Source organism: Klebsiella sp. G-Nf4 (assembly GCF_002810615.1).
GTDB classification, from domain to species: domain Bacteria; phylum Pseudomonadota; class Gammaproteobacteria; order Enterobacterales; family Enterobacteriaceae; genus Klebsiella; species Klebsiella variicola.
This window is the reverse complement of record NZ_PION01000010.1, coordinates 129,630-142,041: the sequence shown is the minus strand read 5'-3', so window position 1 is coordinate 142,041 and position 12,412 is coordinate 129,630. Positions and strand designations below refer to the sequence as shown.

Sequence of the window (12,412 nt, the reverse complement as noted above, 5' to 3'; positions counted from 1 at the left end):
CTTAGCCAACGACCAGATTGAGCAGTTTACCCGGAACGTAAATCACTTTACGCACGGTTTTACCGTCGAGATATTTCGCAACCAGATGTTCCTGGCCGGCACGCTCGCGGACCTGCTCTTCAGTTGCATCTACCGCAACGGTAATTTTACCACGAACTTTGCCATTGACCTGGACGACGACGAGGGTGCTGTCTTCCACCATCGCGCTTTCATCCGCCACCGGCCACGGCGCGTTGTCGATATCGCCTTCGCCGTTCAGCTCGTGCCACAGGGTGAAGCTGGCGTGCGGGGTGAACGGGTTCAGCATACGCACCACCGCCAGCAGCGCTTCCTGCATCAGGGCACGATCCTGTTCGTCTTCCTGCGGCGCTTTCGCCAGCTTGTTCATCAGTTCCATGATCGCCGCGATGGCGGTGTTGAAGGTCTGACGACGGCCGATGTCATCGGTCACTTTGGCGATAGTTTTGTGAATATCGCGACGCAGCGCTTTCTGATCTTCACTCAGCGCCGCCACGTTCAGTGCCGCAACGTCCCCCTTGGTGGTGTGCTCGTAGACCAGCTTCCAGACGCGTTTCAGGAAGCGGTTAGCCCCTTCAACGCCAGATTCCTGCCACTCGAGGGTCATATCCGCCGGGGACGCAAACATCATGAACAGACGCACGGTGTCTGCGCCATAACGCTCAACCATCACCTGCGGATCGATGCCGTTGTTTTTCGACTTGGACATCTTGCTCATGCCGGTGTACACCAGTTCATGGCCCGCCGCGTCTTTCGCTTTCACGATGCGGCCTTTTTCGTCGCGCTCAACGATGGCGTCAACCGGGGAGACCCAGTTACGCTCGCCGTTTTCGCCTACATAGTAGAAGGCGTCAGCCAGCACCATGCCCTGGCACAGCAACTGCTTCGCCGGCTCATCGGAGTTGACCATGCCCGCGTCACGCATCAGCTTGTGGAAGAAACGGAAGTAGAGCAGGTGCATGATGGCGTGTTCGATACCGCCGATGTAGATATCTACCGGCAGCCAGTAGTTGGCCGCTTTCGAATCCAGCATCCCTTCCTGATACTGCGGGCAGGTGTAGCGCGCATAGTACCAGGAGGATTCCATAAAGGTGTCAAAGGTGTCGGTTTCGCGCAGCGCCGGCTGGCCGTTAACGGTGGTCTTCGCCCACTCAGGATCGGCTTTGATCGGGCTGGTGATGCCGTCCATGACCACATCTTCCGGCAGGATCACCGGCAGTTGATCTTCCGGGGTCGGCAGCACGGTGCCATCTTCCAGGGTCACCATCGGGATCGGCGCGCCCCAGTAGCGTTGACGGGACACACCCCAGTCACGCAGGCGGAAGTTAATTTTACGCTCGCCCACGCCCATGGCAGCCAGTTTGTCGGCAATGGCGTTGAAGCCGGCTTCATAATCGAGGCCGCTGAACTCGCCGGAGTTAAACAGAACGCCTTTCTCGGTCAGCGCCTGTGTGGAGAGATCCGGCTCGGAGCCGTCGGCAGCGAGGATAACCGGCTTGATGTTCAGACCGTATTTGCTGGCGAACTCATAGTCACGCTGGTCGTGGCCCGGAACGGCCATGACCGCGCCGGTGCCGTATTCCATCAGCACGAAGTTTGCCGCCCAGACAGGAATTGCTTCGCCGGTCAGCGGATGAATGGCTTTAAAGCCAGTATCGACGCCTTTTTTCTCCATCGTCGCCATGTCGGCTTCGGCCACTTTGGTGTTACGGCATTCGTCGATAAAGGCAGCCAGTGCCGGATTGTTCGCTGCAGCCTGCTGCGCCAGCGGGTGACCCGCCGCGACGGCCAGGTAGGTGCAGCCCATAAAGGTGTCCGGACGGGTGGTGTAGACGGTCAGCTTATCGGCGTAGTTGTTGACGTCAAAGGAGATTTCCACCCCTTCGGAACGGCCGATCCAGTTGCGCTGCATGGTCTTCACGGTGTCTGGCCAGTGATCCAGTTTATCCAGATCGTTCAGCAGTTCATCGGCGTAGGCGGTGATTTTAATAAACCACTGCGGGATCTCTTTACGCTCGACTTTGGTATCGCAGCGCCAGCAGCAGCCGTCAATAACCTGTTCGTTGGCCAGTACGGTCTGGTCGTTCGGGCACCAGTTCACCGCGGAGGTTTTCTTGTATACCAGGCCTTTTTTGTACAGCTCGGTGAAGAACTTCTGCTCCCAGCGGTAGTATTCCGGGGTGCAGGTCGCCAGCTCGCGGCTCCAGTCATAGCCAAAACCCAGCATTTTGAGCTGGTTTTTCATGTAGGCGATGTTGTCGTAGGTCCATGGTGCTGGCGCGGTGTTGTTTTTCACTGCCGCGCCTTCCGCCGGCAGACCAAACGCATCCCAGCCGATCGGCTGCAGGACGTTTTTGCCCAGCATACGCTGGTAGCGGGCAATCACATCGCCGATGGTGTAGTTACGCACGTGACCCATGTGTAGTCGACCAGAAGGATAAGGAAGCATCGACAGGCAGTAATACTTCTCTTTGCTCTCGTCTTCAGTTACTTCAAATGTACGATTTTCGTCCCAGTGAAGCTGGACTTTCGATTCTATCTCTTCCGGGCGGTATTGCTCTTGCATGGCAGCCAGTGGTCCTGTTTTCAATACAGCTACAAAATGTAGCCAATGGATGTGTTATTTCAGATCGGCATAGCATAGCCCAAACGCCCCCGTCAAAACAGCCTTTCGCACATTAACATCGGCAAAAGCCGCGCTGATTATTTCGCGACTCTGTGGCTTGTCAGACACAGCGGGAGAGGAATAAGGTCTATTATCAGAAGACGTTAACCACACCGGAGGCGAAATGATGAACAAGGTTGCTCAATATTACCGTGAACTGGTCTCCTCGCTCAGCGAACGGCTCCGCCATGGAGAGCGAGACATCGATGCGCTGGTGACACAGGCGCGTGAAAAAATCGTCCGCGCCGGCGATCTCACGCAGAGCGAGGTCGAGTCGGTGATTGCGGCGGTGAAGCGCGATCTCGAGGAGTTTGCCCGCAGCTACGAAGAGAGTCATGAAGACGAGAGCGATAGCGTATTTATGCGAGTGATCAAAGAGAGCCTGTGGCAGGAGCTGGCTGATATCACTGACAAAACGCAGCTCGAGTGGCGGGAGGTCTTTCAGGATCTGAATCACCACGGCGTGTACCACAGCGGCGAAGTGGTCGGTCTGGGTAACCTGGTGTGCGAGAAGTGCCACTATCATCTGGCGGTGTATACCCCAGACGTGCTACCGCGCTGCCCGAAGTGCGGCCACGATCAGTTTCAGCGTCGGCCCTTTGAACCCTAAGCGGAACAAAAAAAACGATGCGCGAACCCTCGCGCATCGTGGACTGCCTTATTTCACGGTGTTGACTTCAGTGCTCTTGAAATATTGTTTCCCGCCCATGTCGCTAACATATTTCTGCGATGAGTTCAGTACCAGCTTGTCAGCAGTTAACGTCCCTACGCCGCATTTCGCCAGGCCCATTATGCCGCAACTTTTTCCACCATTGACCACTTTGGTGGCGGTTAACGTCATGTTGTCGCCCGCGCTGAGGGTTGAATAGTTGTAGATCACGCCTTTATTTTGGGTATTTAAGGTCAGGTCGCCGGCGCTGCGGATCTGCCCTTCGTTAGTGATGTCTGAAGTGGTAGTAATAGAAATATTATTTGCAGTGATATTGCCAGAGTTACTGACCACGCCGTGATCGGTGGTGATATCGGTGGCTTTCATGTCACCATTCTGATTCAGCCAGTAGCTGTGGGCGGTAATGGCATTGGTAGCCTCTATTCGTCCATTGCTGCTTTGCGCCAGCGTACCGTTGGTCTGCAGGTTGATATTTTCGCCGGTGATATTGCCGAGGTTATAGATCTCGCCCGTATTGGCGCTGCCATCCTGCTTAAGAGACTGAACGGTGGTTTTGCTGGTGGAAGTGATGTTACCGGTATTCTTAAAGCTATCGCCTACAAAAGAGAGGGTGGTGTTTTTGGCGCTGATTTTCCCTTCGTTGAGAAAGTCACCCATTGCTGTTGCAGAGATTTGGTTATTGGACAGCATAGAGGCTTTGGCTTCATTACGGATTTGAGTACCACTGGTCAAACTTAAACCATTGGTGCCGGTCATTGTCCCGGAATCGCCGTTATTAATATTTCTGCTGGCGGAGGCAATGAGTTGTCCACCAGTCATGGTGCCGACATTGACGATATACCCTTGAGTGGACAGCATGAGATAATAGGCGCCGGACAAGGTACCTTCATTCGTCACACCGCTGGCTGTAGAGATAGTGCTCAGCAGGCCATTACCTTTAATTGTGCCTTTATTTTGCAGGTCGCCGTTGCTGGTGAGCTGCAGTGTGCTGTTCGCGACAATTGAACCTTTATTACGTACGCCAAAGCCAATGTTATTGCCGACCATGCTGATACTGTTGGCCTCGATCCCGCCAAGACTGCTAACGTCGATACTGTATTGCGGATTGACCGTCATCTGGATAAGGGTGGCCTGCTTACCGGCGGAGGTCACCGAGCCGGTGCTGTTATCCATGGTGAAGTTGCCCGCGCTGACCAGGGCGTTGTTGGCCTGCACTTTGCCATTAATTTTGATGGCGTCGGCGAGCAGAACTGCATAGCTGTTGGCGGCGTTCATGCCGTTTTCGCCGATGGTGAGGGTGCCGCCCGTCACGGTATAGCTGCCGATAGCGCCGTCGCTGGTCATGTTGACTTTACCGGTGGTCAGGATGGCCTTGTTGGTATTGACAAAGCTACAGCCGGAGCAGGTGATGCCGTTCGGGTTGGCGATCACCACGTCCGCTTTCTGGCCGTTGACTTCGATAAAGCCCTTTAGGCTACTGGCGTTTTTGGAGGTGACCTCGTTCAAAATCACCGAGGCGCTGCCGGCGGTCAGGTTGTTGTTGCGGGCAATATTGCCCAGCGTGCCGTGGCTGACATCCTCGCCGCTGTTATTAAGGACGGTGCCATTAGTACCGACGTTGAAATCGCGGTACAGGTTATGGGAGACGCCGGCGGCGTTCGGCTTTTCAATATCGATAACCGTGGCGCCGGACGAATGCGTATAGCTGGTCGGGTCGGCATAGACCACCGACGAGGTTAATACTGCCGCCAGCGCGACATATGAAGCTTTAAACTTAAACATTTTATTTATTCCTTTAAATTAAGATTAATAAACAACGTAGCTGAAAGGGTCGATAATGACTGAATTAATACCTCCACTGTAATGAAAAGCCCATATTCAGGGCGTCGCTATGAAACTTATCCGGCTTACTGAGCGGGGTGCTAATAAACAGATCGTATTGCGTTGACCATAATTGTCCGCGCAGGCCGCTGACGGCGCCGGAGAGCACTTTGCCTTTTTGATACAGATCGGCGCCGATAAGGCGACCCACATCCGCGCCCAGATAGAATTGCCGCTCGTGGGTGGGCAGATCCCAGATAAAATCGTTGCGCCAGTACCATCCCTGATTGCCGGACAGGCTGTTTTCACCGTCAAAACCGCGCACGCTCCAGCGGCTGCCAAGATTGAATTTATTATCGGAAGCGAGTTTGTCCGGGCTGAACTGGGCGCTGAAGCGGGGAGCCCAGGTAAATTTGTCGCCGGTGGCGTCAAATTTCATTAGCGCCTGCATATTACCATGCACGATCCGCGACAGCGGGCTGTATAACCCGGCCTTTTCCTCCGGCGTTGGCGTTGAGCTGAGCCACGGCAGGCTGCGCTGGATGCCGATGCTGGCATCGACAATCTTTTTGTTAAAGTAGTGCTGGTGGTTGAGGGTGAACTCCCAGGCGGGCGTTTGCTTACGCATCACCTGTAGTTCACTGCCGCCGAAGTAATAATGCGAGGTACTCTTGGCGATCCGCAGATCGGCTGTGGTTTTTTGCTGCCGGGTGTGGGAGAGCAAACGGCTCAGCGTGGCGCTGTAGTAGCGATTCTTACTCTTATAATCCATCGTCGACCAGTTGCCGTTAAACTGCTGGCGATACTGGCTGTATGCCCCGTAGGCGCTCAATGACCAGTAGCCGAAGGGAATAGAATAATACAGGCTGCCGTTGTGGTTGCCGTCGTTATGCTGATTGAATTCAATATCCCCCCCGCCGGAAAGGTACAGGATATCGTTGAGAGTAGTCAGGTCATAGAGATAGAGGGCCCCGCCGGCCTGGTAGCGGCCGCTGGCTTTGCTGCCGGCGTCGTCGAGCCAGGCGCCAAGCTGCCATTTTTTCTCCAGGCTGCGGGCAATCTGGATATCGCTTTCCCCCTCGTGCTGCCCCGGCAGCAGTTTCATGTGCGCGGTGGCGCCGGGCAGACGCTGCAGATTGGCCATGCCCTGCTCGAGGTCGCTTAAGCGCAGGATCGTGCCGGAAGAGGTTGGCAGTGAATTCCACAAGCGGGTGGTGTCTGAGCCGTCGGCATAGTCGATAGCGCCCACTTTGCCATAGTGCAGCGTCAGCCTGAGAATGCCTTGCTCCAGCGACTGGGAGGGCACATCAATCAGCGAGGTGATGTAGCCTTGCGCGATCAGCTCATTTTGCAAGGTATAGGCCAGCAGACGAATGCCTTCACCACCCAGACAGCGCCCCTGCGCCTGCTGCGCCGTTTTCGCCAGTAATTGGTGGGTGAGCGTCTGGTTATCGGAGTCGATATCGACCCGGTTGATCAATTTGCAATGCGTTTCCTCAGGAAAAGGCATACCCTGCGGCGCCACGCGCTGTTGCGAAGACTGAAAATCCTGTTGCTGCGGCGCCAGCGCCTCCTGACGGGCTTTATCCTGCTCCGTCTGGTGAGCAGAGGTGGTCAATTGTGCGGCCCCGGCGGCTGAGGTGCCCGCCAGCGTGATACACAGCAGCCCGGTGAGCGTGCGAGATCGAATTAACATGAAGCAATATCCATTTGTTTCATTGGTTCGGTGACGCATCAGTTATCCTGCGGGTGGCAGAGAACACTGATGGTCTTTATTTCGGCGCAGGCGAGGTCAGGCAAGAATATTATATTCAATTAATAAAATAATCGTGCGACGAACCTGTTACGAGGCGTTATATGCTAGCGGCGGTGGTGAGGCAGATCCACGAATTCATTATTGAATTCTTTATGAATTGATCGATTAAATAAATAAGTTCAGATTTTATCGGTGAGGTTTATTTAGTACGTAAATGGTAGTGGCGATAAACAGCCGCATAAATAATATTGACGAATAATATGGCGGGAAAGATAAGCTGCGCATACCGGGCGGTATGCGCAGAGAAAAACCATTAATGAAGTATTTTGGCGAGGAAATCTTTGGCGCGATCGGATTGCGGATTGGCAAAGAAGGCTTCTTTATCGGCATCTTCGACAATCTTCCCTTCATCCATAAAGATCACCCGGTTCGCCACCTTGCGGGCAAAGCCCATTTCATGGGTCACGACCATCATGGTCATCCCCTCGTTGGCCAGTTCGACCATGACGTCCAGCACCTCGTTGATCATCTCCGGATCAAGCGCTGAGGTGGGTTCATCAAACAGCATGGCGATCGGGTCCATACACAGGGCACGAGCAATGGCCACACGCTGCTGCTGGCCGCCGGAGAGCTGCGCCGGATATTTTTCCGCATGCGCCGCCAGACCAACGCGCTCCAGCAATTTGAGGCCTTTCTTGCGCGCTGATGCTTTATCGCGGTTAAGCACTTTGACCTGCGCCAGCGTCAGGTTGTCGATAATCGACAGATGCGGGAACAGTTCAAAATGCTGAAATACCATCCCGACGTGCGAGCGCAGTTTGGCCAGATTGGTCTTTTTATCGTTAACCACGGTGCCGTCGACGATAATCTGCCCCTGTTGCACGGGCTCAAGACCGTTTACCGTTTTAATCAGCGTGGATTTACCCGAGCCTGACGGCCCGCAGACCACCACGACTTCGCCTTTTTTCACTTCCGTGGAGCAATCGGTCAGCACCTGAAAGTGACCATACCATTTTGAAACGTTTTTCAGGGTAATCATTACACAGTCCTTTTCTTCAACCAGCTGACCAACAGCGAGGCGCTGAGGCTAATCACAAAATAGACGCCGCCCGCGAACAGGATCATTTCGACCTGGGTTCCGTCACGCTCGCCAATCGTGGAGGCGGTACGGAAGAAGTCGGCGAGGCTCAATACATACACCAGCGAGGTATCCTGGAACAGGACGATCCCCTGGGTTAGCAGCAGTGGCACCATGGCGCGGAAGGCCTGCGGCAGGATCACCAGCCGCATTGACTGCCAGTGTGTCATCCCCAGCGCCAGCGCGGCGCCGGACTGGCCGCGGGAGATGCTCTGGATGCCGGCGCGGATAATCTCTGAGTAGTAGGCGGCTTCGAACATCGAAAAGGCCACCATCGCCGAGATCAGGCGAATATCCGTCTTCGGCGACAGGCCCAGCACGTTCTGCAGGAAGCCCGGGACAATCAGGTAGAACCACAGCAGGACCATCACCAGTGGGATAGAGCGGAACACGTTGACGTAGGTTTTAGCAAACCAGGCCAGCGGCAGAAAGCTGGACAGGCGCATCACCGCCAGCAGGGTGCCCCAGACGATGCCGAAAATAATGGCTATAACCGTAATTTTCAGGGTTATCACCAGCCCCGCCAGCAGATAAGGCATGGACGGAACGATCGAACTCCAGTCAAAATCGTACATTATTTGCCTCCCAGATTGCCAGGCAGGCGAACCTTACGCTCGACCACATACATAATCAGCATAATCACCGCGTTGATGAAGACGTAGGCCAGGGTGATGGCGGTAAAAGACTCCCAGGCATGAGCGGAGTAGTCCAGCAGTTTGCCCGCCTGCGCGGCCATATCGGCAAGACCGATGGTGGAGGCGATGGCCGAGTTTTTCACCAGGTTCATCATTTCCGAGGTCATCGGCGGCACGATAACGCGGTAGGCGTTCGGCAGCAGCACGTAGCGGTAGGTTTGCGGCAGGGTCAGGCCCATCGCCAGACCGGCGTTCTTCTGCCCGCGCGGCAGCGACTGAATGGCGGCGCGAACCTGTTCGCAGACGCGCGCGGCGGTAAACAACCCCAGGCACAGCATGGAGGAGACAAAGAACTGAATGTTCGGATCCAGCTCGGATTTAAACCACATGCCGATATTTTCCGGCAGGAACTCCGGCACCACCAGGTACCAGGTAAAGAACTGCACGATCAGCGGCACGTTGCGAAACAGTTCGACATAGCAGGTGCCAATCCCTGAGAGCAGACGATTGGGGACCGTGCGTAAAATGCCAAACAGTGAGCCGACGAGAAAAGCGATGATCCAGGCCGAGATGGAGAGAGCGACGGTTATCTGAAAACCGCTCCACAGCCAGCCCAGGTAGGTAGTGTTGCCGAAGGGGGCCTGTTGCAGGAAAATCCCCCAGTTCCAGTCTATTGACATACATGACTCCTGGAAAAAAAAGGGTAGCCATTGCTACCCTCGAAGACGGTTGTCCAGCTTGTTTCGGTATTCGCGGCGGCTGGGGAACGACCAGCCACCGTATAGTCTGTCCGTGCTGTGACAATCATCGGGAGGGCAGGATATCCCGCCCCTGGTTGTTATAATTAGTTCAGTGCTTTGTCATTAGGTGATTTGAACAGCGCTTTCATGTCGTCAGACAGTTCGAAGTTCAGGTTAAGGTTTTTCGGCGGAATTGGATTTTTGAACCATTTATCAAACCATTTCGCCGCTTCGCCAGAGGTCTGGGCCTGAGCAACGGTTTCATCGACCAGCGCTTTGAACGACGGATCGTCTTTACGCAGCATGCAGCCATAGGCTTCTTTCGACTGTGCGGTGCCGACGATTTCCCAGTTATCCGGTTTCTTCGCCTTCGCGCGTTCGCCGGCCAGCAGGGCGTCATCCATCATAAAGGCCACGGCGCGTCCGCTTTCCAGGGTGCGGAAAGAGTCGCCATGATCTTTGGCGCTGATGATGCGCATATTCATTTTTTTCTCATCGTTCAGCTTATGCAGCAGGATCTCTGAGGTGGTTCCGGAGGTGACAACAACGGCTTTGTCTTTCAGGTCCGGGAAATCTTTGATCGGACCGTCTTTCTTCACCAGCAGACGGGTGCCGACCACGAAGATGGTATCGGAGAAGGCGGCCTGTTTCTGGCGCTCGAGGTTGTTAGTGGTTGAGCCGCACTCGAAATCAAAGGTGCCATTCTGCAGCAGCGGGATACGGTTCTGCGAGGTGACCGGGATCAGTTTGACCTGCAGGTCCGGCTTGTTCAGCTTTTTCTTGATGGCATCAACGATGGCGTTGGAGTAGTCCTGAGAGTAGCCCACAACCTGCTGCTGGTTATCGTAGTAAGAGAACGGGACTGAAGATTCACGATGACCGACAACGATAACCCCATTTTTGGCGATCTTATCCAGGGTGCTCTGGCCTGCCGCCGGGGCGGCATCTTCTGCGTGTGCCACACCGGCGGTCACACCCATGACCAGCATTGCGGCGGCCAGTTTACGTAATTGCATATCCAACTCCTTATCCGTAGCGTTAGCGACGCTATTGATACCCATTGTGATTGTGTGTGTTGTTATTCGGGGCACGCGTCCACGTGCCGCATTTGTATGTGTTTGTTAGCATTTAGTTTGGCTTAATGTAAAGATTTTGCTGTTTTATTGTTTATTTTTGCGAAGTGCTCCGCACCAATGGGAGGCAAATATCTTCCATTGCACCAAAATAGCGCGACCGCCGAACGTTTATGGTGCAACCCGGTTGCACTGGGTCGGACGATGTCGCTACCAGGGAAAATAAAGCAATGACTGTGCCAGGATGGCAAACAGGGTGAGAAAAAACGCCGGCGACGGGCGTCGCCGGCGGAGAGACTTATCGGCGACGCTGACGCAGGCTCATCAGCAGCGCAGCGAAGCCAAACAACGCCGTCAGCGTCCATAGCGGCCAGTTGCCGGTGCGGGCGTAAGGGGTTAAGCCGCTGGTGGGTGTCACGGTGGTGGTCAACACTTCGCGGGTAAACTGCGGGATCATCTTCTGGATCTCGCCGCGCGGGCCGATCACCGCAGTAATGCCATTATTGGTGCTGCGCAGGAGTGGGCGGGCGAGCTCCAGCGCACGCATCCGCGCCATCTGGAAGTGTTGCCACGGACCGATGGACTTACCGAACCAGGCGTCGTTGGAGATGGTCAGCAGGAAGTCGGTGTCCGGCCGGAAGTTATCGCGTACCTGTTCCCCGAGGATGATCTCGTAGCAGATGGCGGCGGTCAGCTTCAGGTTATGCGCCATCAGCTGCGGCTGCACGTAGGGGCCGCGGCTGAAGGAGGACATTGGCAGGTCAAAGAACGGCGCCAGCGGACGCAGAATCGATTCCAGCGGCACAAACTCACCGAACGGCACCAGATGGTTCTTGTTGTAACGGTTGGTCGAGTCGTAGCGGTACGGGTTATCTTTACCGAGGGTAATGATGGTGTTGTAGGTATCGTAGCGGTTCTGCTTATTGAGACGCGCATCGACAATGCCGGTGATCAGCGAACTGTCTTTTGCGCGCAGCAGATCGTCCATCATGCTGAGGAACTGCTGCTGGTTGATCTCCAGATCCGGGATCGCCGACTCGGGCCAGATAATCAGCTGCGAGTGGCCGATATGCGGCTGGGTCAGCGCCAGGTACGTTTTCAGGGTGTTGACCAGCTGCTTCTCGTCCCATTTCATGGCCTGCGGAATGTCGCCTTGCACCAGCGAGACCTGGGTCGCGCGCTCCGGCAGCAGCTGATACCACTGGATATAGCGCAGCGGGAACGGCAGGGCGAACAGCAGCGCGGCAATAGCCAGCGGCTTCCAGTTGCGCTGGACGAGGGCCAGGGCCAGCAGGCCGCTAACCATCATCAGCAGGAAGTTGATCGCCTCGACGCCCATCACCGGCGCCAGACCTTTCAGCGGGCCGTCAATCTGGCTGTAGCCGAACTGCAGCCACGGGAAACCCGTCAGCACCCAGCCGCGCAGGAACTCGGTGATTTGCCAGACGACGGGAGCGGCGATAGCCACCCGCAGCCAGCTGGTTTTGGGCCACAGCCGGGCGAGCAGGCCGGCAAACAGGCCGGTATAGAGCGAGAGATAAGCCGCCAGCAGAACGACGAGGAAGACGTTAACCGGACCTGGCATACCGCCGAATTGCGCGATGCTGACATAGACCCAGTTGATACCGGTGCCAAACAGCCCGAATCCCCAGAAATAGCCGATCCCGGCGCTCTGCAGCGGGCGTCGGTTGAGGGTCAACGCCTGCAGACCGGCCAGCGAAACGATAGCCGCCGGCCAGAAGTCATAAGGTGAAAAAGCCAGCGTTCCGCTGGCTCCGAATAGCAGCGCCAGCAGCAGACGTACGCGCTGACGTTCAAGAAGAGAGGCAAATACCATTTAGGCTAATCGTCCCGTAAATTAACGCCTGTTGCCACAGGCAATGCTGTTTGCCAGCA

Annotated in this window: 9 protein-coding genes; 1 reads left to right on the top strand and 8 read right to left on the bottom strand. The window is 55.4% G+C overall.

From position 1 onward, the window contains the following. Position 1: 1 nt before the first annotated feature. Entirely contained in the window at positions 2 to 2,584 is a 2,583-nt protein-coding gene (gene leuS, locus CWM57_RS20145) for a leucine--tRNA ligase (RefSeq protein ID WP_100675912.1), read from the bottom strand. 226 nt (positions 2,585 to 2,810) lie between these two features. On the opposite strand from leuS, the gene CWM57_RS20140 reads away from it, so the two are divergent. Beyond that, positions 2,811 to 3,293 carry a zinc ribbon-containing protein gene (locus CWM57_RS20140; RefSeq protein WP_061156401.1) on the top strand — a complete coding sequence of 161 codons (483 nt, stop codon included), beginning with the start codon at positions 2,811 to 2,813 and terminating at the stop codon, positions 3,291 to 3,293. A gap of 48 nt (positions 3,294 to 3,341) precedes the next feature. Here the strand turns inward: CWM57_RS20140 and CWM57_RS20135 are convergent, their stop codons facing one another. The 7 genes from CWM57_RS20135 to lnt form a co-directional block, all read right to left on the bottom strand. Continuing rightward, entirely contained in the window at positions 3,342 to 5,135 is a 1,794-nt protein-coding gene (locus tag CWM57_RS20135) for a filamentous hemagglutinin N-terminal domain-containing protein (protein ID WP_100675911.1), read from the bottom strand. A gap of 64 nt (positions 5,136 to 5,199) precedes the next feature. After that, positions 5,200 to 6,870, bottom strand: a complete 1,671-nt coding sequence (locus tag CWM57_RS20130) for a ShlB/FhaC/HecB family hemolysin secretion/activation protein (RefSeq protein WP_100675910.1) — start codon at positions 6,868 to 6,870, stop codon at positions 5,200 to 5,202. Positions 6,871 to 7,243: 373 nt separating this feature from the next. After that, positions 7,244 to 7,969: an amino acid ABC transporter ATP-binding protein gene (locus tag CWM57_RS20125; protein ID WP_008805645.1), complete on the bottom strand. Its 726-nt coding sequence runs from the start codon at positions 7,967 to 7,969 to the stop codon at positions 7,244 to 7,246. Beyond that, on the bottom strand, positions 7,969 to 8,643 hold the full coding sequence (gltK, locus tag CWM57_RS20120; protein ID WP_074386537.1) for a glutamate/aspartate ABC transporter permease GltK: 675 nt from the start codon (positions 8,641 to 8,643) through the stop codon (positions 7,969 to 7,971). The genes CWM57_RS20125 and gltK overlap by 1 nt, the downstream gene beginning before the upstream one ends. Beyond that, positions 8,643 to 9,383, bottom strand: a complete 741-nt coding sequence (locus CWM57_RS20115; RefSeq protein ID WP_061155342.1) for an amino acid ABC transporter permease — start codon at positions 9,381 to 9,383, stop codon at positions 8,643 to 8,645. Before CWM57_RS20115 ends, gltK begins: the two co-directional genes overlap by 1 nt. Before the next feature lie 164 nt (positions 9,384 to 9,547). Next, the gene (locus CWM57_RS20110) at positions 9,548 to 10,459 is read right to left on the bottom strand and encodes an amino acid ABC transporter substrate-binding protein (RefSeq protein WP_061155341.1); all 912 of its coding nucleotides are present in this window, start codon (positions 10,457 to 10,459) and stop codon (positions 9,548 to 9,550) included. Between the two features lie 355 nt (positions 10,460 to 10,814). Further along, on the bottom strand, positions 10,815 to 12,353 hold the full coding sequence (gene lnt, locus CWM57_RS20105; protein WP_100675909.1) for an apolipoprotein N-acyltransferase: 1,539 nt from the start codon (positions 12,351 to 12,353) through the stop codon (positions 10,815 to 10,817). Positions 12,354 to 12,412: the final 59 nt, after the last annotated feature.